This is a genomic window from Aeromonas sp. FDAARGOS 1411 (assembly GCF_019047125.1).
Lineage (GTDB): Bacteria > Pseudomonadota > Gammaproteobacteria > Enterobacterales > Aeromonadaceae > Aeromonas > Aeromonas veronii.
The window spans coordinates 1,248,583-1,274,988 of sequence record NZ_CP077214.1; the positions used below are offsets into that span (position 1 = coordinate 1,248,583).

Annotated in this window: 21 protein-coding genes; 9 read left to right on the forward strand and 12 right to left on the reverse strand. The window is 59.0% G+C overall.

The features are described from left to right. Nucleotides 1-20: 20 nt before the first annotated feature. Nucleotides 21-521 (reverse strand): hypothetical protein, encoded by a 501-nt coding sequence (locus I6L41_RS05495; protein ID WP_005360277.1) that lies wholly within the window; start codon nucleotides 519-521, stop codon nucleotides 21-23. A 155-nt stretch (nucleotides 522-676) separates the two neighbouring features. Next, a complete protein-coding gene (sbcB, locus tag I6L41_RS05500; protein ID WP_216962540.1) occupies nucleotides 677-2,104 on the reverse strand; it encodes an exodeoxyribonuclease I in 1,428 nt (475 codons plus the stop codon). 343 nt (nucleotides 2,105-2,447) lie between these two features. On the opposite strand from sbcB, the gene I6L41_RS05505 reads away from it, so the two are divergent. The 3 genes from I6L41_RS05505 to I6L41_RS05515 are packed head-to-tail and all read left to right on the forward strand — an operon-like array spanning nucleotide 2,448 to nucleotide 5,715. After that, nucleotides 2,448-3,761, forward strand: a complete 1,314-nt coding sequence (locus tag I6L41_RS05505; RefSeq protein ID WP_216962543.1) for an anaerobic sulfatase maturase — start codon at nucleotides 2,448-2,450, stop codon at nucleotides 3,759-3,761. Nucleotides 3,762-3,764: 3 nt separating this feature from the next. Next, nucleotides 3,765-4,880, forward strand: coding sequence for a tetratricopeptide repeat protein (locus tag I6L41_RS05510; protein ID WP_216962546.1), 1,116 nt, complete (start codon nucleotides 3,765-3,767; stop codon nucleotides 4,878-4,880). Between the two features lie 34 nt (nucleotides 4,881-4,914). After that, on the forward strand, nucleotides 4,915-5,715 hold the full coding sequence (locus I6L41_RS05515) for an SUMF1/EgtB/PvdO family nonheme iron enzyme (protein ID WP_216962549.1): 801 nt from the start codon (nucleotides 4,915-4,917) through the stop codon (nucleotides 5,713-5,715). Here I6L41_RS05515 and I6L41_RS05520 read toward each other — a convergent pair. From I6L41_RS05520 to I6L41_RS05555, 8 genes are all read right to left on the reverse strand, one after another. Next, a complete protein-coding gene (locus I6L41_RS05520; RefSeq protein ID WP_206874587.1) occupies nucleotides 5,712-6,647 on the reverse strand; it encodes a LysR family transcriptional regulator in 936 nt (311 codons plus the stop codon). The two genes, I6L41_RS05515 and I6L41_RS05520, sit on opposite strands and share 4 nt — an antisense overlap. A 236-nt stretch (nucleotides 6,648-6,883) precedes the next feature. Next, complete coding sequence (locus I6L41_RS05525) at nucleotides 6,884-8,170, reverse strand: BatD family protein (RefSeq protein ID WP_254203402.1); 1,287 nt, start codon at nucleotides 8,168-8,170, stop codon at nucleotides 6,884-6,886. 25 nt (nucleotides 8,171-8,195) lie between these two features. Beyond that, nucleotides 8,196-9,923: a VWA domain-containing protein gene (locus tag I6L41_RS05530; RefSeq protein ID WP_216962552.1), complete on the reverse strand. Its 1,728-nt coding sequence runs from the start codon at nucleotides 9,921-9,923 to the stop codon at nucleotides 8,196-8,198. Continuing rightward, complete coding sequence (locus tag I6L41_RS05535) at nucleotides 9,920-10,963, reverse strand: VWA domain-containing protein (RefSeq protein WP_216962555.1); 1,044 nt, start codon at nucleotides 10,961-10,963, stop codon at nucleotides 9,920-9,922. Before I6L41_RS05535 ends, I6L41_RS05530 begins: the two co-directional genes overlap by 4 nt. Continuing rightward, nucleotides 10,956-11,477, reverse strand: coding sequence for a DUF4381 family protein (locus tag I6L41_RS05540; protein ID WP_042082087.1), 522 nt, complete (start codon nucleotides 11,475-11,477; stop codon nucleotides 10,956-10,958). The genes I6L41_RS05535 and I6L41_RS05540 overlap by 8 nt, the downstream gene beginning before the upstream one ends. Beyond that, entirely contained in the window at nucleotides 11,477-12,460 is a 984-nt protein-coding gene (locus I6L41_RS05545) for a DUF58 domain-containing protein (protein WP_216962558.1), read from the reverse strand. The genes I6L41_RS05540 and I6L41_RS05545 overlap by 1 nt, the downstream gene beginning before the upstream one ends. A gap of 8 nt (nucleotides 12,461-12,468) precedes the next feature. Next, nucleotides 12,469-13,446 (reverse strand): MoxR family ATPase, encoded by a 978-nt coding sequence (locus I6L41_RS05550; protein WP_216962560.1) that lies wholly within the window; start codon nucleotides 13,444-13,446, stop codon nucleotides 12,469-12,471. A 144-nt stretch (nucleotides 13,447-13,590) separates the two neighbouring features. Continuing rightward, nucleotides 13,591-15,129 (reverse strand): arylsulfatase, encoded by a 1,539-nt coding sequence (locus I6L41_RS05555; RefSeq protein WP_223849303.1) that lies wholly within the window; start codon nucleotides 15,127-15,129, stop codon nucleotides 13,591-13,593. An 844-nt stretch (nucleotides 15,130-15,973) separates the two neighbouring features. On the opposite strand from I6L41_RS05555, the gene I6L41_RS05560 reads away from it, so the two are divergent. The 5 genes from I6L41_RS05560 (at nucleotide 15,974) to rplY (ending at nucleotide 23,335) form a co-directional block, all read left to right on the forward strand. Then, the gene (locus I6L41_RS05560) at nucleotides 15,974-17,251 is read left to right on the forward strand and encodes an HD-GYP domain-containing protein (RefSeq protein ID WP_216962563.1); all 1,278 of its coding nucleotides are present in this window, start codon (nucleotides 15,974-15,976) and stop codon (nucleotides 17,249-17,251) included. A 120-nt stretch (nucleotides 17,252-17,371) separates the two neighbouring features. Continuing rightward, the gene (locus I6L41_RS05565) at nucleotides 17,372-17,794 is read left to right on the forward strand and encodes a CBS domain-containing protein (RefSeq protein ID WP_216962566.1); all 423 of its coding nucleotides are present in this window, start codon (nucleotides 17,372-17,374) and stop codon (nucleotides 17,792-17,794) included. 240 nt (nucleotides 17,795-18,034) lie between these two features. Then, nucleotides 18,035-21,949 carry an ATP-dependent RNA helicase HrpA gene (hrpA, locus tag I6L41_RS05570; protein WP_216962569.1) on the forward strand — a complete coding sequence of 1,305 codons (3,915 nt, stop codon included), beginning with the start codon at nucleotides 18,035-18,037 and terminating at the stop codon, nucleotides 21,947-21,949. Nucleotides 21,950-22,043: 94 nt separating this feature from the next. After that, nucleotides 22,044-22,931 (forward strand): hypothetical protein, encoded by an 888-nt coding sequence (locus tag I6L41_RS05575; RefSeq protein WP_216962573.1) that lies wholly within the window; start codon nucleotides 22,044-22,046, stop codon nucleotides 22,929-22,931. A 116-nt stretch (nucleotides 22,932-23,047) separates the two neighbouring features. Beyond that, nucleotides 23,048-23,335, forward strand: a complete 288-nt coding sequence (gene rplY / locus I6L41_RS05580) for a 50S ribosomal protein L25 (protein WP_005360320.1) — start codon at nucleotides 23,048-23,050, stop codon at nucleotides 23,333-23,335. Between the two features lie 106 nt (nucleotides 23,336-23,441). On the opposite strand, the gene I6L41_RS05585 is transcribed toward rplY, so the two are convergent. Beyond that, nucleotides 23,442-23,834 carry a MerR family DNA-binding transcriptional regulator gene (locus I6L41_RS05585; RefSeq protein ID WP_202002752.1) on the reverse strand — a complete coding sequence of 131 codons (393 nt, stop codon included), beginning with the start codon at nucleotides 23,832-23,834 and terminating at the stop codon, nucleotides 23,442-23,444. Between the two features lie 122 nt (nucleotides 23,835-23,956). Between I6L41_RS05585 and I6L41_RS05590 the strand changes: the two genes are divergently transcribed. Next, on the forward strand, nucleotides 23,957-25,132 hold the full coding sequence (locus I6L41_RS05590) for a thiolase family protein (RefSeq protein ID WP_202002755.1): 1,176 nt from the start codon (nucleotides 23,957-23,959) through the stop codon (nucleotides 25,130-25,132). Here the strand turns inward: I6L41_RS05590 and I6L41_RS05595 are convergent. Next, nucleotides 25,129-26,352 carry an EAL and HDOD domain-containing protein gene (locus tag I6L41_RS05595; protein WP_005360324.1) on the reverse strand — a complete coding sequence of 408 codons (1,224 nt, stop codon included), beginning with the start codon at nucleotides 26,350-26,352 and terminating at the stop codon, nucleotides 25,129-25,131. The genes I6L41_RS05590 and I6L41_RS05595 overlap by 4 nt on opposite strands. Nucleotides 26,353-26,406 lie beyond the last annotated feature (54 nt).

Below are 26,406 nucleotides of genomic sequence, written 5' to 3' on the forward strand. Positions count from 1 at the left end.
GCGGTTATCAGTCACGTTTTTCAGTAACGCCACTCAAAACCGACAGCGTATTTGGCGGAGCCATAGCCCGGGATATCACTGCCGGAGGCGATCGCCTTGAGGGTCAGCAACGGGGTGATGGGCACCCCCAGACCAAAACCGATGGCCAGTTGATCATTGGGGTTCCCCATCAGATCGACCCGCATCACTCGATAAAGGGACATATCCTCGCTCAGGTGCATATAGGCTTGCGAAGCGCGGTTATAGACCTGACCAAACACCTCCAGCTGGAAACCTGACTGGGCGCTGATGGCCAGCGGTACCCCGACAAACTTGTAGAGATGGGAGCCGTTGAAGTAGCTGTTGGTGATCAGGGGAGTGAAATCAGTCTGCTGATAAAGGGTGTTGAAGTTCTGTTCTACGATGCGATAGGTCTGCTCGGGCAGGCGAGCAAGATAATCCGGCACATCGAACCGGTATGCGGCGTTGGCTGCCAGCGGCAGCAGGGCCAGTAATCCGAGCAGTGCGTGGTGACGAGGCATCAGCAAATGGCTTCCGTTCGGCCAAAGAGAACTCTTGCTTGGGAGACATCCGCTCAGGATGTTGCAAGATATTGGTTTTTGGGGAAATCCCCTTCGTCATTATGGCCTGAAGAAGGGGACGGGCGGGAAGGATTTATTGTGAAACTACTCACAACTCATAAATCTTCCAGATAGTGGTAGAGACTCTTAAGAATCGCAAAGTTCCGTTCGTTACTCTGGTTCTGCTCGGCCAGCGCCTCGAGACGGGGCACGTAGTCCGGCAGACGACGGCTGAAGTAGTCGCTGCAGTGCAGGCGCCAGCGTTTCTGCTCTGCTTCGCTCAAGGTGTGTGGCCAGTTGCGGGCGCGGTAGCGGAACAGCATCTCCGGCAGCCGGGAGTCGGTAAAGGCGAACTCCCGCTCACCCAGCAGATCCGCGGGGGTGGCACGCACCAGATCCATGGTGGACTTGTCGCCATGGCCAAAGAATCCTGCGTAGAGCTGGGTATCGGGGTCGCTCTCATTGCTGCCGGCGAACTCCTGATTGAACACTTCCACCAGTTTTTCCCGCACCTCGGGGTGGGCGCGCAGCAGATCCAGGCTCTTGCGGCACTGCTCCCGATTGATGCCGAGCTCGTCGGCCCGTTCCGCCGTCAGGGTGGCGGCCGGCGCCAGCACCGGGCACTTGTTGATGTGCACCAGTTTCACCGGAATGCCCGCCAGATCCCCCAGCTCCTCTTTTTTGGTATAGAGGCGCTCGCGGATCTCCTCGCTGGTGAGCTCGATAAGCGGGGTGGGGTCACGGGTCAGGTCGACCATGATCACCGCGTTCTGGTTGGTAGGGTGCCAGGCGAGTGGCGAGACCCAGCTTGCACAACCCTGCCAGGGGGAGAACATGCCGGAGACATGCACCAGCGGCTTCATGGTTACCACGTCAATCAGCGCCTTCACCTTGTTTTTGTTACGCAGATCAAAGAGATAACCAAACAGCTTGGGTTGGGCTTTTTTCACCAGCTTGGCCATCTCGATGGTGGCCAGCACGTCGGAGAGTGCATCGTGGGCATTGGCGTGAGCAACGCCGTTGGCGACCGTCAGCTTTTCAAGTCTGAAACTCGGCTTGCCCTCATCGTCAAACGCCCACTCGATCCCCTCCGGCCGCAGGGCATAGCAGGCTCGCAGCATGTCGAGAATATCCCAGCGGGAGTTGCCGTTCTGCCAAGCGTAGGCATAGGGGTCATAGAAGTTGCGATAGAGGGTATAACGAGTCACTTCATCATCGAAGCGGATGCTGTTGTAGCCCAGCACGCAGGTGCCCGGGGTGGCGAACTGCTCGTGGATCTGGCGAATGAAATCCGCCTCGCACAGCCCATCCTTCATCGCCTTTTGTGGTGTGATACCGGTAATGAGGCAGGCCTCCGGATCCGGCAGGTAGTCCGCCGGCGGCTTGCAGTAGATGACCAGCGGCTCGCCAATGAGGTTGAAATCCGCATCGGTGCGGATACCGGCAAACTGCGACGGCCTGTCCTTGGCGGGGCTGATGCCGAAGGTTTCGTAGTCGTGGAAATAGAATGTTGGCTCGTTGCCCGCGTGTGCTGTTTTGCTCATGTTGCTCGAGATGAGGTATCCGATGACGGTAGCGCCTGGCGCTAGGGTGGGCGGTGCCAGGCACCACAATTGCCTGCATGGTAAACCATAGCGCAGGCAGAACGAAGGGCGAGCCGTGCAGGTGGCGGTTTATTGGGCGGTTGTTCCCGATATCTTATGCACTTCTGTCTTGCTCACCGGGACTATACGACCAATTTATCTCGTAGGATGCGATGATTTTTTATGACACCAGAATGTTAGCCTGGTCCCATATCCGCTGGTTATAAGGGGTATAACCAGCGTGTGACAGCGGTAGCCTTTAGACTGCAGGCCTCAAAACAGCAATTTTGCAGGTGGTGCAGTTATGGTGATTACTCAGGGTCCACAGTTCAACGGCAAGGCATCCAAGCGGATGCATGTGATGGTCAAACCTATCGGGGCCGTGTGTAACATCGACTGTACCTACTGCTACTACCTCAGCAAGCAGGATCTGCTGGAATACAAGAAGGGGTGTTCGCCCCAGATGGATGAGCAGACCCTTGAGACCTATATCCGTCAATATATCGAGGGGCAGAATACCCCCGAGATCATCTTCTCCTGGCAGGGGGGCGAGCCGACGTTGCTCGGGCTCGACTATTTTCGCAAAGTGGTCGAGTTGCAGCGCAAATACCAGCCGCAAGGGGTGGTGATTGCCAACGACCTGCAGACCAACGGAATCCTGCTCAACGATGAGTGGTGTGAATTTCTGGCCGCCAACAACTTTCTCATCGGTCTGAGCATCGATGGCCCCGAGTTGCTGCACAACGCCTATCGGGTCAACCGAGCCGGGCGCGGTACCTTCAATCAGGTGATGGCGGCGGTGGCGCTGTTGCACAAATACAAGGTGAAGTTTGCCACCCTGACTTGCGTGAACAACCTCACCAGCAAGAATGCGCTGGAGGTTTATCGCTTCCTGCGTGATGAGGTGAAGTCGCCCCAGATGCAGTTTATCCCCATCGTCGAGCAGAAGAGTTTTCGCACCACCGCGCCCCAGACCTGGCAACCGCAGGAGCAACTCAAGCAGGGGGACAAGCGCCTCAATCCCTGGCACAAAAATTCGGTGGTCGAGCCCTGGTGCGTCTCGGCCGAGGGGTGGGGGGATTTTCTCATCGCTATTTTCGATGAGTGGGTGCAGCGGGATCTGGGGCGGGTCTTCGTGCAATATTTCGAGGCGAGTGTCGAGACCTGGATGGGACGCAAGAACCCCCTCTGTACCTTGGGGGAGATCTGTGGCAAGGGGCTGGCGATGGAGCCCAACGGCGATGTGTTTGCCTGTGACCACTATGTCTATCCCAAGTACAAGATCGGCAATATCCACCATCAGCCGCTCAGTGAGCTGGCGTATTCGCCCGCCCAGCAAGCGTTCGGCTTTGCCAAATCGCGCAGCCTGACCCGCCAATGCCAGCAGTGTGACTACCAGTTTGCCTGCTATGGGGAGTGCCCGAAGAACCGCTTTATTCGCACCCACGAAGGGGAGGCAGGTCTGAATTACCTCTGTGCCGGTTGGTACAAGTTTTTCAGCCATATCGATCAGTCGATGGCCTATATCCTGCGCCGTGCCGGTTACCCTGTGGCCCATGGCAAGTATCGTGATGCGGGGATGAATAACGGCGTCATGACACATGGTCAGAGGAAATAAGCGATGCAGAGCATGTTGAGTCGCTGCGAGTTCCGTCACACCCGCTCCGGCACCATGGGCGCCTTGTGGCTGGCCCTTGGCATGACCCTGTCTGGCGCAGCGCTGGCGGTAGCCAGCCCTGAGCCGCCGGTCACCCCATCAGCGAATGGGGCACCCACCGCATCCCTGGCAGTCACTGCGCCCTCAGACGCCCAGATCCAGCAGTGGGCCTACAATGCGCAGGATATCTCCCTGCCAGAGGTGGAGCGGGCCGATGCCCTGCGCCAGCTGGCGGCTTATCCGAACCAGAACAGTCTGGTGGCGGTGGCCAGAACTCTGCGCGACGAGAGTGCGCTGGTGCGAGAAGCTGCGGTCGTGGCTGCCGACCCTTATCAGTTTGCGCACCGCTGGCGACTGCTCTCACCGCTGCTGGCTGACAGCAGTGCCGAGGTTCGCCGCGCCGCTACCCTCAATCTGGCTCGCGATTATGGCGCCATGAATGAGGGGCAACTGAGCGCCATTGGCCAGCCGCTGGCGGAGTTGAGCGAGTATCTCGCCCGGCAGCAGGACCCTGCGCAGCAGCTGTTGCAGGCAGGTCTCTATCGCTGGACCCGGCAGTGGGACAAGGCGCAGGCAAGCTACGAACAACTGCTGGCCAATCAGCCCGATAATCCCCTGATCTGGCTTGGTCTCTCTGACAACTTGCGGGCCCAGCAACGGGATGCCGAGGCGCTGGCCTTGCTCAACAAGGGGATCCTTGTGCTGCCGCAGAATGCCAACCTCCATTACGCCAAGGCGCTGACCCAGGTGCGCCTCGATCAGAAGAGCGAAGCGGCAGTCACCATGGCACAGGCGGCGGAGCTCGCTGGCAATAACAGCTACTTCTGGTATCTCAACGGGGTGCTGCAAGAGCCGCTGGATCTCGAGAAAGCCATCGGCTCGTTCGAGCTTGCCTACCGGATCTCCGGCGCGCCGGAGCAGCTCTATGCGGTGTGCGATATCTACCTTCGCCACGATCACCCCAAGAGCGACGCCTGCATGAGTGAACTTGGCAAGATAGCGCCCCCCGAGGTGCTGGCCGAGCTCAATAGCAAGCGCGCGAGCAAGACGAGCACGCCGCCGGTTTCCGCTGGCCAGTGATGGCTGCCACTTCTCTTACTGCACAGGTCAGGTTATGACGATCATACCGTTCAAATTCGCAATTCCGTTGCTGGCGACCACCCTGCTGGTGGCCGGCTGCACCCTCTCGGTCAAACAGGGCAACCAGCCGCTCCATACGCTGCGACAGAAGATTGAAGCGGACATGGTGCTGGTGGAAGGGGGCCGTTTTGAGATGGGCTCCAACGACCCTAGCGCCAAAGCGAGCGAAGGGCCGCAGCATACGGTCTCGCTCAACAGCTTCTACATGGCAAAATTCGAGGTGACCCAGGCCCTGTTCGAGGCGGTGATGGGCCCCTCCATCAGCTATTTCCAGGCGCCGGATGTACCGGTCAACAACCTCAGCTGGCAACAGGCCAATCTGTTTGTGACAAGGCTCAATGAGCTGACCGGCGCTCACTACCGCCTGCCCACCGAAGCTGAATGGGAGTATGCAGCCAAGGGGGGCAAGCTGAGTAAAGGCTATCGTTACAGCGGCTCCGATCAGATTGACGAAGTGGCCTGGTACAGCGGCAACGCCAAGAATCGCGCCTATCCGGTGGGGCTGAAAAAGCCCAACGAGCTGGGGCTATACGACATGACCGGCAATGTGGGGGAGTTTGTGGCTGATGCCTATGAAGAGACCTTCTATCGCCACAGTCCTCAAGAGAACCCGAACAATGCCCAGGAGAGCAAGAGCCACCTCGCCCATCAGTCGGTGCGAGGCGGCAGCTACGCCTATGAGGCTGAATTGTCTGAAAATTTCCGGCGTGATTTCGCCAGCCAGTCGGTGATGATGGCAGACATGGGATTGCGACTGGTGCGAGATGCCCGTTAGGGCTGATCGATGGAGGTGGTCAGCCCCAGCTCGCTGACCACTTCGAACAACTGCTGGCGCAGCCAGCGGTGGCCCGCCTCGGTGGTCCGGCTGGGATGCCAGATGGCCGACAGGCTGAATACTGATTCCTCGAAGGGGAAGGGGAGTACCCGCACATCATACATGCCGGCAAAGGTATTTATGATGGAGGTGGGCAAAACCCCGATGATCTCGCTGCATGCAATGATGGGCAGCATCTCCATGGCGGTTGGCACCCGCACCACGATATTGCGGTTGGCCATTTGCGGCAGGTGCTCGGCGGTGATCATGCTGCCTCTGACCTGCCACTGGGCCAACGCCACATGCTCCTCGGTAAAATAGGCCTCTACCGTCAAGTTGCTGCCCAGTCGCGGGTGGTTGCTGGCACACACCACCTTCACTTGCTCGCCGTAGAGCACCTCGCTCTTGAGCATGCTGCGCCCGCTCTGGGTCATGTCGATGATGAGATCATAACGCTGCATCCGCAGGTCACTCTCCATATCCTCGGTAAAGAGGGGATGCACCTCGAGCGAAATACCCGGAGCGTGTGCCCGGATCTTGCACAGCAGCGCCGGGACCAGTTGGGCGCTGATCAGTCTGACACAGGCGATGGAGAAAACTCGCTGGGAAGTGCGTGGATTGAACGTGCGCGATGTAGATAGAGTCGAACTGAAATTTTTCAGCGCAGCCGCCATCGCCGGATAGATGTCGATGGCAAACGAGGTAGGCTCCATCCCCACGACCTTGCGATTAAACAGAGGATCACCGTAGATCTCCCGCAGTCGCTTGAGGGCCTTGCTGACGGCGGGTTGGCTGATCTCCATGCGTGTCGCCGCCCGGGAGAGGCTGCGCTCTTCATAGATGGCGACAAAGATCGGGATCAGGTTCAGCTCGGTACTTCTGATGTCTAACAAGAGAGGCCTCGTTACATGTTCGTGGAAAAATCACACTGCCTTGGCACTGCCGGGTAGCCGGAGGGGAGAACCTGCCACGCCAGTCAGGTGGCGTGGCAGCCAACTGGTATCCCACTTTGGCAGTGTAATGAAGTGGGCAAAGTGGGACAACCAGTGCAGGGGTTGGTTGCTGCGTGGCGCACTTTATTTATCTGTTTGCGTTGCAGGATGATTGATCCGCTGAGGCGGTTTGCCAGTCAGGGGGGCAATTCCGGCAGGGCCGCTTGCCAGCCGACAATGTGGCCCAACCGTGAGCGGATGTTGCCAAGACTGGCGCCCCGTCGCCTTTGCAGGCGCACCAGCAGGCGCCAGCCCATCCTGAGCGCATCAGCCCGATCAAGGGGATCTTGCTGGAATACAGCCTGTTGTTGCTGCCAAGCCTGATCGGAACTGACACGGCTAAGTTCCAGCCAACCCCTCTTGGCCCGCAGATAGCGATAGGCCAGTACCCGCACCGCCCCCCACTGTCTGCTCCAGATGGCGGCCCCATATTGCCAGCCGAGCGGGCGAGGGTGGTGACGGTAGTAACGGGCCATAGCCAGGAGCGCCAGTATCAGCAGGGCTACACCGCTGGCTACTCCAAGCAACCGATGCCAGTAGGCCGCCAGCCAGGAGGCGGGAGTGTGGCGCACTTGCAGGGTCTGCCCAGGGAGTGTCAGGGTCTGCAGCTGGCCTGTCTGGCTGTTCCACCAGGCAAGCTCCAGCGCGGGCAGGGTCAACTCACCACCGCGCTGCACCATATAGGTAGTCTGATCTTCCCGTGTCGAGAGGTACTCCCCCCGATCCTGGGTATCGTTCAGTCGGGCTTGCGCCGGATAGGCCTGTACCCGCCCATCGCTTGCAAGCGGAGTGATCAGCGGCGGGATCAGCACCGAGAGGGTATCCTGCCCGCTGGCGGTCACGGTGCGGGTGATAGCATCCCCCACCCGCAGCTCGCCGTCAGCATGGTCATCCGCAGAGCGCTGCCAACGCTGGCTCAGGGTGAGATTGCTGGCGCTCAGCCAACGCCCGCCGACCGTCAGGGCTGGGTCGGGCAGAGCGGCGGCAAAACGCTGAGGGTGGGTGGTGAGAGTGATCTGCCGGGAGCCCCCTTCAGGGCGCGCCACGGTGGCCCGCACCGTGATGGCGGGGATCTCGAATTGGCCGGATTGCTGGGGATAGAGCGTCAGCTCCCAGCGCTGGTGCGACCAGGTCTCGCCATCGCGGCGCTGGGTGAAGTTGGTCGCCAGCTCGCTGCGCTGCTTGACCATGACCCCCGGCAGCTCGAACTGGCCGATGCGGGTACCCGCAGTAAACCAGCGGTTGGTGGCCAGCTCCAGATAGAGGGTGATCTGTTGGTTGACGGCATAGGGGCGCTTCTCCTCCCCCTGCTCTTTCAACCAGCTCTTGAGGGTTACCTGAGTGGCGTCAGTCGCATCAGCAGCCTCGGCAGCCTGTGCTTCGACCGTGAGCAGCACGGCCCCGAGCAGGGTAGAAGTCACCATATATCTGCACAGCCAGTGGCTGAGTTTATTGTGCCGGTTGCACATGGGTAGGCTCCTTGTGGGTGGCAGAACGAGGACGGGCGGTTGCGCCCTTTTGCTGCGCTTGTAGCTGGAGGCGGAATTTGGCTTGCAGGAAGTCACCGGGATCTGACTCCACCCGGCGCAGCCACTTTTCGGCCTGCGCCGGATTGGCCAGAATCTGATCTGCGGTCAGGGTTTCGCGCGCCATCAGGGATGAAGCTACGGTCTCTTCCGCTCCGTCGGCACTGCGTGGCTCATCATCGGGCAGTTCACTGGAGTGATCAGGTCCATCCGGCGTGCCGGTCTGGCTCTGACTGGCGCGGTTGATCTCGTCAACAATCCCGCTCATCACCTGATAGTTGTGGGCGGCTGATTGGCGCACGCTCGGGTCGCTGGCCTCGTCAGCCAGTTTCCGGAACAGCCGGCGGGCGGCCAGATACTCACGCTGTCTGGCGAGGGCATTGCCGGCATAGAGCAGAGCCTGTTCGGAGTCGGCTTGCAGGAATGCTGACTGGGCCAGCGCAAACTCGGCGCCATAGTAGTAGGCCACCCCCTTGTAGAAGGGATCTTCATAGTGTTTAGCCGCCTCCAGATAGTCACCTTGCTGGAAGTACCACTGCCCCTGCTGATCCGGGGTGAGCCAGAGGTTTAACCACTGCTGTTTCAGCTCCTTTGCCCAGTGATTGATCGCAGGCTCTGTCGGCTCTACGGGCGCCAGCGAGAAGGTGGTGGCCTGCGCAGGCGTCGTCTGTAACAGGGAGAGACCGATGGCTGCCACCAGACCCCACTGCACCAGCCAGCCTTTGCGAAACCAGAGCAGCAGGGCGACGACCGGAAAGAGCAGGTAGTAACCCATGTCCCGCCAGGGCATCAGGGAGTCGTTGTGGATCAAAAAGTTGCGTTCAATCCCCCGGTTGATGCGCTCTACGTCGCCATTATCCACCGTCATGGTGAGCAGGGTGCCATCGCTGTCACTGGCCAGTCGCCGTAGTGAGGCAAGCTCCAGCGGGCGTTTGCCACTCAGGGCCGGGTCGCCAGCGGCCAGGATCAGCAGCTGACGGGATTGACCACGGAAATAGTCAGCCAAGGGGGCGATGGCGGAGGGGCTGATGCCATCACTCACCAGCAAAACGGTGCTGCCTGTCTCATCGGCCAGAAGCTCGGTGAGCAGCGGGATCACCTGTTCGGTGCGCTTGCCCGCTTTAGGCATGATCTCGGGACGGATGGCGGCGAGGATAGGGTCATAGACGGCATTGTCACGGGTCAGCGGCATGGCGGTGTGGGCCGAGCCGGCAAAGACCACCAGCCCGTTGCGCCCGCCATCGCGGGTCGCCAGCAGATCGCTGATCTTCTGTTTGGCCCGCGTCAACCGGTTGGGGGCGATATCCGTTTCCAGCATGGAGTCGCTGTTATCGAGCAGGATCAGCAGGGCGCCCTGATCTTCGCCAAAGGGGGAGGGTTCACGGCTCCAGGTCGGCCCTGCGCAGATCAGGATGGCGAGCCCCATCAGCAGCCCCAGCACCTTGAGGGGCAGGTTCTTTTTCCAGCCGGTGTCCCCCAGCGTCAACGCCTCGCGCAGATGGGGCGGCAGCCGCTGTTGCCAGCGGTTTGCTTCATCCATGCGCCAGCGCAGCAGCAGGATGGCGACAAGGGGGAGCAAGGCCAGCAGCCACCAGGGGCGCAGAAAGTGGGCATTCAGCCAGAGCTGTTGCCAGTAGAGAGGATCCATCATGGCGTGTCTCCTGAGAGAGCAGTGCGCAGGCGGTAGCGCCTGAGGGTCAAGAGGGAAAAGAGGGTGAGATAGAGGCCGACGCTGGCGGCGATGAGGTAATGGTGCAGGCTTTCGCGAGTCTGAAAGCGGGTGCTTTCGTAGCGTTGTGGCTCCAGCTCACCGATCACCTGATAGGCGCGCGTCAGCTGCGCCTCATCAAGAGCCTGAAACAACTGGCCGCCGGTCAGGGTCGCCAACTGTTGCAAGGTATCGAGATCGAGTGCCTGTTCGCCGACGGTGGCCGGATCCCCCATGGCGATAGTATGTAGCCGCACGCCGTTGACCGCGGCTACCCGGGCCGCATCCCGCGGGCTGACAAAACTGCCGGTGTCGTTGCCATCGGTAAGGATGATGGCGACTTTCTCCCGCTTGGCGCTGTTCTGGTCTTGTTGCCCATGGCGATCGCTGTTGTTGAACACTTTGATTGCCAGACCGATGGCATCCCCCAGATGGGTGCTCTGGCCAGCCATGGCGACATCGGTCTCCTGCAGCAGGGTTTGCCAGGTGTCTAGATCGGCGGTAAACGGCGCCTGAAGAAAGGCGGCATCCCCAAACAGGATGAGCCCGAGTCGATCTCCTTTGCGCGTTGCAGCAAATTGTTTAAGCACCTCTTTGGCGGCGTCGAGCCGACTGAGGGACATGCCGGGGTCGGGGGAGAAGTCGGTCTCGGCCATGGAGCCGGAGAGATCCAGCACTATCATCACATCCCGCCCGAACCGCTCGCGCACCTGAGGCGGGCCATAGATAGTGGGCTTGGCCAGCGCCACCACCACCAGTAGCCAAACGGTGATCAGGGCGATCCGTTGCCACCAGCTGGCAGTCAGCTGGGTTGCCCCCTCACGCGGCGGTTCATCCAGCAGGTCGATCAGTAGGTCGAAGAAGGGCACCTTGATGGCACTCTGCCGGGTGCGATAGGCCGGAATAAGGCGAAACACCAGCAACGGCAGGGGCAGCAACCAGAAACAGTGGGGGTGGGCAAACTCGAGACCGGCATCAAGCATGATGGGCCTCCGTCGCCAACGAGGCTGTTTGTATTGGAGTCTGGTGGTGGGCAAGCCAGTCGTTGCAGAGGGAAACGAGGCAAAGCTGATCACTGACGCTTAACACCACCTGATCACAGACCAGCGATACCAGCCAGCGCTCCCCCAGTTCGGTCGCGAAACGGGGCTGCCTATCAGCCATGGCATTGTCGAGGGTCTGCAGCAAAGCCATGCCAAACAGCTTGCCGTGCCGGGGATCTAGGTGGGTCAACACCTGCTTGATCAGGTGAAACAGCGCCAGACTGGCCCCGGCATCAGACCAGTTGATCGTGCGCAGGGCCGCCTGCGCTTCACGGCGGTAACGCTGTTGCCACCAGCGCTGTGCCCGGTGATAGAGCCAGAGCAGCGCCAGCGCCCCCAGGCTCAGCGCCAGCAGCAGCCAGCCTGCGGTTTGCGGTTGCCAGCTGATGGTGGGTGGTACGGTCACGTCCTGCAATTCGCGCAGCATATAGGTGCCGGGCAGCTTGTGGTTCATCAGTGATCTCCTCCCAATGCGGTAATGAGGCGGGCGAGGTGGTGGCCACCGGTGTCGAGGGTGATAAGCGGCAATCCCTTGAGGGCCATCAGTCGCAGCAGTTGATCTTTTTTCAGCTGCTGCTGGCGGGCTAGCCCCTGATCCAGCACAGGGATCTGGTGGGGAGCAATATTGAGCTGGTACTGGCCATCGCCGACTACCCAGCTGGCGTTTGCGGCTGTGGTCGACAGGGTCGACTCGAGGGGATCGGCGATGTGCAGTGCCAGCACATCGTTGTGCTGCTGCAAGTAACCGAGGCGGGTCAGGTCGGCCTCGGTTACTCCAGCCCAGTCGCTGAGAAAGATCAGGGTGGTATTTTTCAACTTGAGGCGGCCCAGCATCGCCAGCAGGGGGGCCAGACCGGTCGCCTCGCTGTCGCGGCTGGTGGCCGAGAGAGTATGATTGGCGGCACATAGCTGGCGCAGTCCTGCCAACCAGTGGCCACGGGAGCGCTGGCCGCGCAGCCACGCCACGCCATCGCAGTGCAAAATGGCGAGCCCGACCCGATCGCTCTCTTTGAGTACTTGCCAGCCGAGCAGGGCAGCGACTTCGGCGGCCACCACCGACTTCATCACCTCCACCGAGGAGAAGAACATGCAACTGCGCTGATCAACGCAGAGGATCACGTGACGATCTTTCTCTTCGCTATAACTGCGCACATGGGGGCGGCCGGTGCGCAGGGTCACTTTCCAGTCCAGGGTGCGAATATCATCCCCTTGCTGATAGTGGCGCAGCTCTTCAAAGTTGAGCCCACGGCCGCGAAAGCGTGACGGGTGACGGCCGCACAGCAGGTTGTAGCTGTTTAGTCGGGGCAGCAGTGAAAACTGGCCGACCAGCCCCTGAAGCCGGACCAGCGTCAGGTAGTCACAGTGGATGCGGGGATCACCACTGGGCGGTTGCCCGCACTGTGTCAGCCTGTCATGTGATAAGAAGCGAGGTGTCATGGTATCGCTTACCCGATGACGACGTGATCGAGCAGAGTCATCACCACCTGCTGGTGATCCACCCCATCTGCCAGCGCGTCATAGCTGAGGGTAAAGCGGTGACCAAGCACGCTGGGCACCATGGCGCGCACATCGTCGGGCAGCACGTGGTTGCGCCCTTGCAGCCAGGCATAGGCGCGGGCGCACTTGTCCAGAGCAATGGATGCGCGGGGGCTGGCGCCGACCGCAATCCACTGTGGCAGCCCGGTGGCCGGGTAGCGATCGGGGTGTCGGGTCGCCATGACCAGCGCAATGATGTAGTGCTCCACCAGCGGTGAGACCGTCATGGCCGAGAGCTCTGATCTGGCCTGCAAGATGAGTTCAGGGGAGAGGGGGGCGAACCCCTCGTTCTGCTGGCGGGTACCGCGCTCTTCGGCCCGCACCAGCCGAATGATGGCAAGCTCTACCTCATCATCGGGGTAGGCGACCGAGACCTTGAGGGCAAAACGATCCATCTGGGCTTCTGGCAGCGGGTAGGTACCCTCCTGCTCGATGGGGTTCTGGGTGGCCAGCACCATAAAGAGCTCGGGCAAGCGATGGCTCTTGTCACCGACGGTGACGGTGCCTTCGGCCATCGCCTCCAGCAGCGCCGCTTGTACCTTGGCGGGGGCGCGGTTCACTTCATCGGCCAGTACGATGCTGTTGAAGATGGGGCCTGGCTGGAAACGCAACTGGTGGGCTCCTTCATGCTCCTGATACATCTCGGTGCCGGTTACATCCGAGGGGAGCAGATCGGGGGTGAACTGAATGCGGCCGAAGCTGGTATTGAGGGCTTCTGCCAACGCCTTGATCGAGCGGGTCTTGGCGGTGCCGGGCAAACCGTCAAGAAGCACATGGCTATTGGTCAGCATGCCGATGACCAGGGCGCGGATCACATGGGACTGGCCGACCACACTGTGACCAACCTGTTCGATGAGTTGCGAGATCTGTTGTTGCAAGGGGTTCATAGGGTTTTCCACAGGGTACATTTAACGAGACAGAGATAGGGCTAGGAGGGGGCCAACGGGTTTTCAATTTCCAGCCGGCACGGTGCGACCCGGCTGGAAATTGAAAACGCCCACCAGAGAGTGATGGGCGTTGGAGTCACCGCCTTACTTGATGGTGGCGACTTTTTGTTTGAGTGCGTCCAGCTCTGCCAGTTTGCCCTTGAGCATCAGGCTCTGGGAGCTAATGCTGGCAGGGTTCATCTGGAAGCTCTGTTGCATCGGATAGTTGGGCAGAGTGTCGAAGAACTCTTTCAGGATCCCCTGTGCAGGTACGAACAGCCACATGTTGTCTGCCATCCAGCGCAGATACATGCCTGACTCATGCGGTGCCTTCTCGAACGGATCAGCGCGCAGGTTGATGATCTGCGGCCAGTTTGGAGTCACACGCGCCGCGTCGGTGATGTTGCCCTCCATGGTGGCAAAGTTAAGCTTGAAGTCATTCCAGCGTACGGCGTTGAGTTCGCCGTTTGAGGAGAAGTAGAGCATGGAGTTGCGCGGGGAGGTGTCGGCTTTTCCGGCGAGGTACGGCATGAAGTTGTAACCGTCGAGTTTCACCCGCCACTGTTTGCCGTTGGCCTTGTAGCCCTTGGCCAGCTTCTCTTTCACATCCGGTACACCGGCAGCGGCCAACAGCGTCGGCATCCAGTCCTGATGGGCCATCATGGCGTTGACCTTGGTGCCTGGCTTGATCACGCCCGGCCAGCGAACCAGTTGCGGAACCCGCATCCCGCCCTCCCATGTGGTGCCTTTTTCGCCATAGAAGGGGGTGGTGCCGCCATCCGGCCAGCTGACGGTCTCGGCGCCGTTGTCAGTGGTGTAGATCACGATGGTGTTGTCGGCGACCCCCAGCTCGTCCAGTTTGTCGAGCAGGATCCCCACCTGATCATCGTGCTCCAGCATGCCATCGGCATAGATGCTGACGCCGGATTTACCCTGATACTTCTCTTGCAGACGGGTCCAGACGTGCATGCGGGTGGCGTTGTGCCAGATGAAGAAGGGCTTCTTGGCCTTGACAGCTTTCTCCATGAACGCCAGCGAAGACTCGAGGAACTCTTCGTCGGCATGCTCCATGCGCTTGCGGGTCATGGGGCCGGTATCTTCAATCTTGCCGTCGGCAGAAGATTTGATGACGCCGCGTGGGCCGAACTTCTTCTTGAACTCAGGATCTTTCGGGTAGTAGTAGGTTTCCGGTTCCTCTTCCGCGTTCAGGTGATAGAGGTTGCCGAAGAACTCGTCGAAGCCGTGCTTGGTCGGTAGGTGCTGGTTCTGATCGCCCAAATGGTTTTTGCCGAACTGAGCCGTCATGTAACCCTGCTCTTTGAGCAGATCACCAATGGTGGGGGCCCAATCCGGAATGCCGTGGGTAGATCCGGGCATGCCGATGGTCAGCAGACCGGTACGGAATGGTTCTTCACCGGTAATGAAGGCGGCGCGGCCGGCGGTGCAGGATTGCTGACCGTAGTGATCGGTAAAGAGGGCCCCTTCATTGGCGATCCTGTCCAGGTTCGGGGTCTGGTAGCCCATCATCCCCTGGTTGTAGGCACTGATGTTCCAGTAGCCGATGTCATCGCCCATGATGGCAAGAATATTGGGCTTGGCGGCTGCTGTGGCACTACCAGCGGTGGCCATTAAGGCAAGGCTCATGGCTATTTTGTTTATTTGAATGGCCATTATTGGCTCCACTCCTGATCTGATGTGAATTGGTACACAAAATGGGCGATGAAAGCAGCGTGCGTTTAACGGGGTGGAAATATCATCCCGTGCAGGCTGTTGGAGGGGATGGAATACCCGGATGGGCACATTCCCCTTTATCGCTGTCGTTATGACCTGCAAAGAGTGATATGACCTGAATAGCCCGTGTTAACCGCAGCTTGAAAATCAGCTTTCAACAATTTCACTCTATAAATCCCGTTTATCCTTGTCGCCTTATAGCGAATATAACCGCTGGTTATCCGTTATTTTTTCTCCAACCCTTCGGTCGCAGCCTATCGGGTGGGCTGCGAGCAAGCATGGGAAGCTGTATCCAGAAGGCGGAGGTGTCTACCGCTATCGATGGCGACAAGGCGAATAAATGGGTGATGGAGTTCACAGTTCGGCTAATCAATTTAGGGGATGAGAGCTGTTATGAGCGTTGTGGTCTGCCTTTATTCAAAATTCTTACTGGCAAGCCGAGCACTCTTTAATTCTGATTAAGTAATAATTAAGTAAAGTTGGGGTGTTGATTGTTTCGCTCAGATATGAGTTTTAAAAATGCTCACAATCTCTACGCGAGATTTAAAAAGTCTGCTCGCATATTTTGGAACGGATAAATATAACTTGAATGGGAGTGGCCAAATAAATCCAGCTGTGATCTTTGTCTTTTCAAGGTGCCAGGGTCATAAATGCCTATAAAAACAAGGTAAAAGGCTCGGTTATTGACTAAGTTGATAGAAGGCGAAGGATAAAACAGCGTCAGTTTGATACGACAACATCGCATGGGACCCGGATCATGGACAGAGCGCAGGGCGTAGCCCCCTTTTCGTTGCAAGTGGATCTAAGGCAGGTGGTGTATGCCCTGTCAGCCTCGCTGGATCTGGTGGGCATTGGCGATGTGGCCCACGGTAAACGGGTCGGGATTATGGCTGCCGAGTGCAGCCGGGAGCTGGGGATGAGTGAGGCTGAGCGCTGTCTGCTGTTCGAGCTCGGAGTGCTGCATGATATCGGTGTCTCCTCGACCATCACCCATCACCATCTGGTCAGCGAGTTCGATTGGGAGTCCTCCCAGCGCCACTGCGAGGTGGGATATCAGCTGCTCAAGGATTTCCGTTTGCTGGCCCCACTGGCCCTGCCTATCCGTTATCACCACACCCACTGGCACCTGTTGCGCGAGATGGCCGATGTGGACCCCAATGTAGCCCGTCAGGCCAATCTTATCTTTCTGGTGGATCGCTGCGATGCGTTGGCGGCGCCCTACTATGGCGATGGTTCATTGTTGATGCATACCAACGAGATCCGCGCACGCCTGCAGGATTTCCGTGACGAGTTCTTTGCCCCCGAGCTGGTGGATGCCTTCCTCAAGGCGTCTCGCTCTGAGGCATTCTGGCTGCAGCTGGAGGCTCGCTCCATCAATGATTACATGTTGGAGATGCTGCAGGTGCGGGAGCCTTGCCTGACTTTCAACGGGGAGCTAAAAACGCTGGCGCAGATCTTCTCTGGCATTGTCGACGCCAAAAGCCCATTCACGATGACGCATTCGCTCGGTGTGAGCAGGTTGTCTCGGGCACTGGCAGAATTGATGGGAGTCAGTGCCATCCATTGTGACATGCTGGAGATCGCCGGTTTGCTGCATGATCTGGGCAAGCTCAGGGTGCCGGACGAGATCCTCGACAAGCCTGCCAGCCTGACGAAAGAGGAGCGGGCAATCATCAATACCCATAGCTTCGAGACTTACCAGATCTTGCGCCATATCGAAGGGTTTGAAGAGATTGCCTGTTGGGCGGCCTATCACCATGAGGAGCCGGACGGGGAGGGCTATCCGTTCCACCTGCCGGCATCCGCCATGGCGCTCGAAGCGCGGATCCTGCGGGTTGCCGATATTTTTCAGGCAATGGTGCAGGACAGACCTTATCGCCGCGGCCTGCCTGCCCGTGACGCATTGACCTTTATGCAGCAACTGGCGGATCAGGGGCGGGTCGATCCCGCTGTGGTGGCGGTGCTGGCCGATCACCTGCCGCAGATGATGATGGCAGCCATTCCGGATCACGAGCCGGATCATGCCATCAATTGAGGGAGAGGCTGGCCGCTGACTCATACCGCCGCGAGCCAGCTATGCTTGGAACAAGCCGAGCATGGTGCCGGTACCGGCGCACAAGACGCCAGCTTGATGGACTACCGTAGGGGAGCAGATATGGAATCGCTAAAAGCCAAGGATTATATGCAGAGCAGACCCATCACCTTCACTGCCGACATGATGGTGCAAGCTGCGGTCGAGAAATTTTTGAACAGTCATCAGCTCGGTGGCCCGGTGGTGGATGGTCAGGGCCATCTGATTGGCTGGATCTCCGAGCAGGATTGCATCGCAGTGCTGCTTAAGGAGGCCTATCACTGCGAACAGGTGGCACAGGTCAAGGATGTGATGCGCAAGGAGGTGTTGTCGGTGGGACCCGAAACCAGCATTTTGAGCCTGGCGGAGATGATGATGGGACAAAAGCCGAAGATCTATCCGGTGGTGGAGGATGGACGCCTGCTCGGTGTCATCAATCGCCACAACGTCATGCAGGCCATTCACGCCCAGCTCACTACCTGTTTTGTCCATCACACCCACGGTTAACCCTGTTTTCCTCTCTCCCAAGGCAAGCTTCGGCTTGCCTTGGCTATTTCATATTCTGCGATTTATTCATGTTATGCCATCTTACAATGGTTGTTTTGTCATGTTTGAGGATCGGCCAATCTCTCTGTCTTCCCATATATAACGCTACGTTAAGGCTTGCACCGTTCCCGCTCGCTCTTTAGGATCGCTCGCAGCTAATCGATATGGCCCCTCTGGGCACCTATTTAAGGAATTCGTACCTTGTCTCTCTCTATCGAGGCGCTGCGCCGCCGTCTCTCTGCCTGCATGAATCTCGACGCCCGCCGCCTTTCCAGCCGTCTGCACGGGGTCAAGAAGCTGCCTGAAGGCAAACAGGCTGCCGTGCTGGAGACCATCGCTGCCGATCTGGATGCCGCGCAAGCGCGCTATCAAACCCGTCTGGCCGGAGTGCCCAAGGTCACCTATCCGGACAACCTGCCGGTCAGCCAGAAGCAGGCGGAGATCGCCAAGGCCATTCAAGAGCATCAAGTGGTGATCATTGCAGGGGAAACCGGCTCGGGCAAAACCACCCAGATCCCCAAGATCTGTCTGGCGCTCGGGCGCGGAGTGAAGGGCTTTATCGGCCACACCCAGCCACGCCGTTTGGCAGCCCGCACCGTGGCGGCCCGTATTGCCGAGGAGATGGAGTCCGAGCTTGGCCACTACGTGGGTTACAAGGTGCGCTTTACCGATCAGGTGAGCGAGCAGACCCACATCAAGCTGATGACCGACGGTATTCTGCTGGCGGAGATCCAGAACGACCGGATGCTCACCCAGTACGACACCATCATCATCGATGAGGCCCACGAGCGCAGCCTCAATATCGACTTCATCCTGGGCTATCTCAAGCAACTGCTGCCAAGGCGCCCCGATCTCAAGGTGATCATCACCTCGGCCACCATCGACCCGCAACGTTTCTCCCGCCATTTCAACAAGGCGCCGGTGATCGAGGTCTCCGGCCGCACTTATCCGGTGGAGGTGCGCTACCGTCCGCTATTTGTTGATAAAAAAAGCAGTGACAAGAGCGAAGGGCTGGAAGAGCGCGACGAACTGCAGGGGATCTTCGATGCGGTGGAAGAGCTGGCTCGCGAAGGGCTGGGGGACATCCTCATCTTCATGAACGGCGAGCGGGAGATCCGCGATACCGCCGATGCCTTGCGCAAGCTCAATCTGCGCGATACCGAGGTGTTGCCGCTCTACGCCCGTCTCTCCAACGCCGAGCAGAACAAGGTGTTCCAGCAACATGCCGGGCGGCGTATCGTGCTCGCCACCAACGTGGCGGAGACCTCGCTGACGGTGCCGGGCATTCGCTACGTCATTGACCCGGGCACCGCCCGCATCAGTCGTTACTCCTGGCGTACCAAGGTGCAGCGCCTGCCCATCGAGCCGGTCTCCCAGGCCAGTGCCAACCAGCGTAAAGGGCGCTGCGGTCGGGTGGCGGATGGTATCTGTATCCGCCTCTACTCCGAGGAGGATTTCAACGGCCGTCCCGCCTTTACCGATCCCGAGATCCTGCGTACCAATCTGGCCTCCGTCATCCTGCAGATGCTGGCGCTCGGCCTTGGCAATATGGAGGCGTTCCCCTTCGTCGAGCCGCCAGAATCCCGCCATATCAAGGATGGCCTGACTCTCTTGAAAGAGCTGGAGGCGGTGCGCGAGCTTCCCGCCACCGGCGATCGTGAGGCCAAACTGCAGCTGACCGAAACCGGTCGCCAGCTCTCGCGCATCCCCCTTGATCCGCGTCTGGCGAAGATGGTGATCAGCGCAGCGCAGACCGGCTGCTTGAGCGAGGTGATGGTGATCACTGCGGCCCTCAGCATTCAGGATCCCCGCGAGCGGCCCATGGAGAAGAAGCAGGCCGCCGACGAACAGCACAGGCGCTTTGAGGACAAGGATTCCGACTTCCTCGCCTTCGTCAATCTGTGGAACTACCTGAAAGAGCAGCAGGATGCCCTTGGCAGCAATCCATTCCGCCGCATGTGCCAGAAGGAGTTTCTCTCCTACCTGCGGGTACGCGAATGGCAGGACATCCACTTCCAGCTGCGTCAGACGGTCAAGGAGCTGGGTTTTAAAGCCAACCAGGAGCCGGCGGATTTCAAGACGGTGCACTGCGCGCTGTTGACCGGCCTCTTGAGCCACATCGGCAACAAGGATCTGGAAAAGCCCGAGTTCCTTGGTGCTCGCAATGGCCGCTTCCACCTCTTCCCGGCCTCGGGCCTGTTCAAGAAGCCGCCCAAGTGGGTGATGGCCGCAGAATTGGTTGAAACCTCGCGCCTCTACGCCCGCATCAATGCCAAGATTGAACCCGAATGGGTGGAGCCGCTGGCAGGCCACCTCATCAAGCTGCACCACAGCGACCCTCACTGGTCGAAGAAAAACGGCGCCGTAATGGCCAAGGAGAAGGTGACCCTCTATGGCCTGACGCTGGTCAATGAGCGCACCATCAACTTCAGCCGTATCGATCCGGCGCTGTGCCGCGAGCTGTTTATACGCCGCGCCTTGGTGGAGGGGGATTTCGAGACCCGTCACCGCTTCTTCAGCGACAATCGCAAGCTCCTGGCCGAGGTGGAGGCGCTGGAGCACAAATCCCGTCGGCGCGACATCCTGGTGGATGACGAGGACTTGTTCCGCTTCTACGATGCCCGTTTGCCGGAGGAGGTGATCTCCGCCCGCCACTTCGACAAGTGGTGGAAAGAGGTGCAAAAGCAGGATCCCGAGCTGCTCAACTTCGAAAAAGAGATGCTGATGAAGGGGGATGCCGCTCACATCAGTGATCTCGACTACCCCAACTTCTGGCAGCAGGGACGCCTCAAACTCAAACTGACCTATCAGTTCGAGCCGGGAGAGGCAGCCGATGGCGTGACCTTGCATATTCCGCTGCCGCTCTTGAATCAGGTGGAGGTGAAGGGGTTTGAATGGCTGATCCCGGGGTTGCGTCATGAGCTGCTGGTCGCCCTGATCAAGTCGATGCCCAAGCCGATGCGCAAAAACTTTGTGCCGGCGCCGAACTACGCCGATGCGCTGCTCGCCAGCCTCAACCCCGAGCAGGGGCCGCTGCTGGACGAGATGGAGCGCCAACTTCGCCGGATGACCGGCGTGACCGTGCCCCGCGAATCCTGGGACTGGAATTCGGTGCCCGATCACCTGAAACTCACCTTCCGGGTGGTGGACGACAAACACAAGAAGGTGGCCGAAGGGAAAGATCTGGAGGCACTTAAAGAGTCCCTGCGCGGCAAGGTGCAGGAGACCCTGTCACAAGTGGCGGACGATGATATCGAGCAGTCCGGCCTCACCCTGTGGAGCTTTGGAGAGCTGCCCCAGGAGTACAGCCAGAAGCGGAGCGGCTTCGAGGTGAAGGCCTATCCGGCGTTGGTGGACGAGAAGGACTCGGTTGCTATTCAGCTGGTGGAGAGCCCGTTGGTGCAGCAGCAGCTGATGTGGGCGGGCCAGCGCCGGCTGGTGCTGCTCAACGTGCCATCTCCCATCAAGTATCTACAGGAGAAGCTGCCCAACAAGGCCAAGCTCGGGCTCTATTTCAACCCGTTTGGCAAGGTGGCGGAGCTGATTGACGACTGCATCGCCTGCGGCTGCGACAAGCTGATCGAGCAGCATGGCGGGCTGGCCTGGGACGAGGCCGGTTTCGAGGCGCTCAAGGAGTTTGTCCGCGCCGAGCTCAATGATGCGGTAGTGGAGGTGGCCAAGCAGGTGGAAGCCGTGCTGACGCTCTCCCATGAGATCAAGAAGCGGCTCAAGGGCAAGATGCAGCTTGATACCGCCTTTGCCATGTCCGATATCCAGCAGCAGCTCGGCAACCTCATCCACAAGGGCTTTGTCACCGAGACCGGCTGGCAGCGGTTGCCTGACTTGCTGCGTTACCTGCGGGCCATCGAGCGTCGCCTGGAGAAGCTGGCTATCGATCCCAACCGGGATCGGGTCTACATGCTCAAAGTGCACAGCGTGGAGTCGGAGTACAAGGCGCTGCTCGCCAAGATCCCCAAATCCCAGCTTATTCCCACCGAGGTGGCCAATATTCGCTGGATGATCGAGGAGCTGCGGGTATCGTTTTTTGCCCAGAATCTGGGAACCCCCTATCCGGTCTCCGATAAACGGGTGCTGAATGCTATCGCTCAGTGCTAAGCTGCTATCTGTCTGTTTTAACTGCGTGATATAGAGTGTGGGAAGGGGCTGCCAAGGTGGCGGCCTCTTTTAAACGGAAGTCAGGGAGGCAAGGATGCTGGGGATCTGGTTGAGTGTGGCGCAGGTGGTGATCAGCGGTTATCAACCCATCGCGGAACAAACTTGGGTGCAGTTGAACCCGGAATATTACCCGCTGGCGCGCACGCCGCCTGCGATGTTTGTGGCTTGGCGTGGCAATCAGTTTCCGCCGCTGGCCCAAAAGCAAAAGCACGGTCGCTGGCAGATCCTCTTTCCAGCCCGGCTGGTCCCCCCTTTCGATCTGTTCGAGGGGGAGGCGCAGATCTCCAAAACCTATCTGGCAAGGCTGCGGCGCATCGACGAGATGGCTTACGGGGTTGTCCCCGGGCAGGCTGTTGCGGCTGGTGCAATCGTGCAGCAGGGGAGTGGATTCCCTGCTTATCACGCGCAACCTGTCGCGCCCTTTATTGCCGAGTTTCGCACACCCCAAGACGCGTTCGGTGGTGTTGATATGCCCAGCGACCCCGACGAGAGCGAACCTCTGCTCGCTCAGCTGGGGGTGACCTTTCGCACGGCGGGGATGAGTGGTACCCAAGAATATGAGGGAGTAGCGAGCGCCGATATGGCGCTCGCCAGCCACACGGCTAGCTTATCCGCAGGCAGTGACGCCATGCTTACCCTCTCGGCTCCTGCGGCCGGCGGTCCACAAACTGTGTGTCATCAGGTCGCCGCAGGGGAGACCCTGTGGCGTATAGCGAATCAGTTATCCAGCGCTCAGGGAGCAGATACCTACAGCTATTTGCTGGCGCTGGTGGCAGAGAATCAGCCGCGGTTTGGCAAGAGCATTCGGGTCAGAACGGGGGAGGGACTCTACTGCCCGCGCGCCGAGACCCTGGCGCGGTTTGATGCCCTGAGCCCAGCCCAGCGTCAGCAGCAGTTCGCCCGGTTGGAGCAGGGGCGCTAAATGCAGAGTCAGTACCTTGTATCCGAATTTGGCCCGTGGTAGTATTCGCGCTCGTTTTGCGAGGTGCTGACCGGTCGCAGTTAGCACCATAAATTCATCCAAAAGAGATACATACTATGTCTTTCGTATTCCAAGCTGAAGTCCGTTCTGACCTGGGGAAAGGTGCGAGCCGCCGCCTGCGTCAAGCTGACCAAGTTCCTGCCATCGTTTACGGTGCAGGCAAAGAAGCCCTGTCCATCACTGTTGACCACAAGAAAATGATCCTGGCTCAAGAGAAGCCGGAATTCTATGAGTCTGTACTGACTCTGGTTGTCAACGGTGAAGAAGTTAACGTAAAAGTGAAAGCTATCCAGCGTCACCCGGTACGTTACAAGCTGATCCACCTGGACTTCGTTCGCGTTTAATAGCGAACCGTCAGGTTGAAGAAAAGCCACTCTCAGGAGTGGCTTTTTGCTATCTGGCATCTTGTGAGCAGGCTGAAGGGACTTACCTGATAAGCCAGCAAGGCGGTTATCCCAGCTGGCTAAGGGCCTGTTGGCAACGCTGCTCGGCGGCATCAAGCTCCAGCAGTACCATCCTGATATCTTCCATCTGCTGTTGCAGTGTCTCCCGTTTTTCCTTAACCAGTCCCAGCATGGTTTGTAACTGGGTGCGGCTGCTCTTGTCGGCATCATAGAGATCAAACAACTCGCGGATCTCGGCGAGGCTGAACCCGAGCCGCTTGCCGCGCAGGGTGAGCTTGAGGCGAACCCGATCCTGCTTGCTGTAAATGCGGGTTTGTCCCTCTCGGGCGGGATTGAGCAACCCCTGATCCTCGTAGAAACGGATACTGCGCGTCGTAATATCAAATTCCCGGGCCAGCTCACTGATGCTGAAGCGTCGTCCTTCATCCTTGTTGTTCATACAGACTTCTTGGCGAACTAAATCCTGTCTGCACCTTACCTAAACGTAAACTGCACCGCAACTCTTGTTCCATCGCGTCAGAACCCCTATGTTATGGCCATGTAACAAACAGAGGCAGGCAAATGGATATTGCAATTGTGGCGGCAAAACGGACTCCGATGGGGGCGTTTCAGGGGGCATTGGCAGAGGTAACTGCGCCTGAGTTGGGTGCCTGTGCCATTGAGGCGGCACTACAGCAAAGCGGGCTGCGTCCGGAGCAGGTCGATGAAGTGTTTATGGGCAATGTGCTGGCGGCGGGCGTGGGGCAAGCGCCAGCCCGGCAAGCGTTGTTGAAAGCAGGGTTGCCAGATAGTGTGCCTGCTACCACGGTCAACAAGGTGTGCGGATCCGGCATGAAAGCTGTGATGCTGGCGGCGGATACCATCCGCCTTGGTGACAACAGGGTGGTGGTGGCAGGGGGGATGGAGAGCATGAGCCGTGCCCCCTATCTGCTGGATAATGCTCGCAGCGGCTTTCGGATGGGGCATCAAAAGGTGCTGGACCACCTATTCCTCGACGGTTTGCAAGATGCCTATGATGGCCAGCTGATGGGGATACATGCCCAGCGCAGCGCCGATCAGGCCGGTTTGACCCGCACTGCCATGGATGAGTTTGCCTTGGCGTCATTGCAGCGGGCCCGCGATGCGCAGCAAGCCGGCGCGTTTGCATCCGAGCTGGCAAGTGTCTATCGCGGTGATCGCTTGTTGCTGGCCGAAGACGAGCAGCCTGGCAAGGGCAGACCGGAGAAGATCCCGACCCTGAAGCCTGCATTTGGCAAGGAGGGCACCATTACGGCGGCCAATTCGAGCTCCATCTCGGACGGTGCGGCGGCGCTGATATTGATGGATGGCGCCACGGCGCAAGCCTGGCAGGTACCAGTGCTGGCACGGATCGTCGGTTATCAGAGCCACGCGGCGTTGCCCGCCGAATTTACCTCTGCGCCCATTGGCGCCATTTCACGCTTGCTGGCGCGTCTTGCATGGTCGGTGGAAGAGGTGGATCTCTTTGAGATCAACGAGGCCTTCGCCATGGTCACCATGCTGGCCATGAGCGGGGTCGGCATCCCTCATAACAAGGTTAATGTGCATGGTGGGGCCTGTGCGCTTGGTCATCCGCTGGGGGCGAGTGGCGCACGCATTCTGGTGACGCTGATCGCCGCGCTGCGGCAACGGGGTTTGCGGCGAGGCGTGGCCGCGCTCTGTATCGGGGGCGGGGAGGCGACCGCTATCGCGGTCGAGGTGAATGACGAGACGAATTAATTGGTGGCTTCCATCGCCAGCAGTTGTTCCGTGACCCAGGTGGTGGCGGCCAGATAGAGGTGACTCACCTTGTCCTCGCTCAGCCCCAAGCGGGCTGTTCTGGCCGTTACCCGTGACCAGTTGGCGCTCTCGTAATCTTCACAAAACGCGAGGTAGAAACCGAGATTGCCTTTTCGCTCCAGCAGCGCCAGCCGAATATCGTCGATAAGAGGGATAGTGCCGAGCAGCTTGTCCATCGGCTGTTCCATCAGTACATCCAGCAGGGAGAAGAGACCGGTGATAAAGGCTTGTTGTGCCTGCTGGCTCGGGGCGTGGGCGTGGGCCAGCAGTTCACAGAATCGGGCTCGGATCATCGACATCTGGTAGAGCTCGGCGCTCTTGCCCTTGCCGGCGCTGGTCGCGGCTACCAGCGAAACAAATCGCTTTAGTTGGGTGTTTCCCAGATAGATGGCAGCCTGGCGAAATGACGAAATAGGGTTGGTGTGGCCTTTGAGATGGTTGACATAGCGCAACAGCTTGAGAGAGAGGGAGATATCCTGACCGAGTAGCTGCTCAATCTTGTTGATATCAGGCTCTGCCTCGTTGACCACGTTGAGCAACTGCATCACCACGACTTGCGCTGGCTCCATGGTGGCTTGCTTGACCATCTCGGGTCGACTGAAGAAAAAACCCTGGAACAGCTGGATCCCCAGCTGTTTGACCCGCTCGAACTCTGCCTTGTCCTCTACTTTTTCTGCCAGATAGGTGAGCCCCAGCGTCTGATGCCGCTGGATAAACACTTTGATCTGCATCAGGGGGGTGGCACGAAGATCAAACTTGATGATGTGGATAAAGGGGAGAAAGCGCTCCCAATCCGGTGACATGGTGAAGTCATCGAGTGCCAGTTGATATCCCAGCTTGTGCAGCTGTTTCACCTTTTCCAGCAGGGCATCATCCGGTGGGGAATCTTCCAGAATTTCAATCACCACTTTTTCGGGCGGCAGGCACTCTGCCAATCCCTCCAGCAGCAGTGAGTGGGGGAAATTGATAAAGCAGGGGCGGCCTCCCAACAGCTGATCGATATTTTGTTGGAGGAACTGTTCGACCACCAGGCGTGACGTCGCCTGCTGGGAGGAGATGCTCGGGAAGACATTATTCAGACTATCGCGAAAGAGCAGCTCATAGGCATGAGTGTTGAGGTCTCTGTCGAGGATCGGCTGTCTTGCTACGTAGGAATACATGCCTTGCTCCAGTAAAGGTACTGGGTTGATTTTATGGTGTTGCAGAACACTATG

What these genes read in the sequence shown, in the direction of transcription:
- I6L41_RS05495 (WP_005360277.1), bottom strand. Translation starts at nt 521, where the DNA reads ATGCCTCGTCACCACGCACTGCTCGGATTACTGGCCCTGCTGCCGCTG.
- sbcB (WP_216962540.1), bottom strand. Translation starts at nt 2,104, where the DNA reads ATGAGCAAAACAGCACACGCGGGCAACGAGCCAACATTCTATTTCCAC.
- I6L41_RS05505 (WP_216962543.1), top strand. Translation starts at nt 2,448, where the DNA reads ATGGTGATTACTCAGGGTCCACAGTTCAACGGCAAGGCATCCAAGCGG.
- I6L41_RS05510 (WP_216962546.1), top strand. Translation starts at nt 3,765, where the DNA reads ATGCAGAGCATGTTGAGTCGCTGCGAGTTCCGTCACACCCGCTCCGGC.
- I6L41_RS05515 (WP_216962549.1), top strand. Translation starts at nt 4,915, where the DNA reads ATGACGATCATACCGTTCAAATTCGCAATTCCGTTGCTGGCGACCACC.
- I6L41_RS05525 (WP_254203402.1), bottom strand. Translation starts at nt 8,170, where the DNA reads ATGGTGACTTCTACCCTGCTCGGGGCCGTGCTGCTCACGGTCGAAGCA.
- I6L41_RS05530 (WP_216962552.1), bottom strand. Translation starts at nt 9,923, where the DNA reads ATGATGGATCCTCTCTACTGGCAACAGCTCTGGCTGAATGCCCACTTT.
- I6L41_RS05535 (WP_216962555.1), bottom strand. Translation starts at nt 10,963, where the DNA reads ATGCTTGATGCCGGTCTCGAGTTTGCCCACCCCCACTGTTTCTGGTTG.
- I6L41_RS05540 (WP_042082087.1), bottom strand. Translation starts at nt 11,477, where the DNA reads ATGAACCACAAGCTGCCCGGCACCTATATGCTGCGCGAATTGCAGGAC.
- I6L41_RS05545 (WP_216962558.1), bottom strand. Translation starts at nt 12,460, where the DNA reads ATGACACCTCGCTTCTTATCACATGACAGGCTGACACAGTGCGGGCAA.
- I6L41_RS05550 (WP_216962560.1), bottom strand. Translation starts at nt 13,446, where the DNA reads ATGAACCCCTTGCAACAACAGATCTCGCAACTCATCGAACAGGTTGGT.
- I6L41_RS05555 (WP_223849303.1), bottom strand. Translation starts at nt 15,129, where the DNA reads ATGAGCCTTGCCTTAATGGCCACCGCTGGTAGTGCCACAGCAGCCGCC.
- I6L41_RS05560 (WP_216962563.1), top strand. Translation starts at nt 15,974, where the DNA reads ATGGACAGAGCGCAGGGCGTAGCCCCCTTTTCGTTGCAAGTGGATCTA.
- I6L41_RS05565 (WP_216962566.1), top strand. Translation starts at nt 17,372, where the DNA reads ATGGAATCGCTAAAAGCCAAGGATTATATGCAGAGCAGACCCATCACC.
- I6L41_RS05575 (WP_216962573.1), top strand. Translation starts at nt 22,044, where the DNA reads ATGCTGGGGATCTGGTTGAGTGTGGCGCAGGTGGTGATCAGCGGTTAT.
- rplY (WP_005360320.1), top strand. Translation starts at nt 23,048, where the DNA reads ATGTCTTTCGTATTCCAAGCTGAAGTCCGTTCTGACCTGGGGAAAGGT.
- I6L41_RS05585 (WP_202002752.1), bottom strand. Translation starts at nt 23,834, where the DNA reads ATGAACAACAAGGATGAAGGACGACGCTTCAGCATCAGTGAGCTGGCC.
- I6L41_RS05590 (WP_202002755.1), top strand. Translation starts at nt 23,957, where the DNA reads ATGGATATTGCAATTGTGGCGGCAAAACGGACTCCGATGGGGGCGTTT.
- I6L41_RS05595 (WP_005360324.1), bottom strand. Translation starts at nt 26,352, where the DNA reads ATGTATTCCTACGTAGCAAGACAGCCGATCCTCGACAGAGACCTCAAC.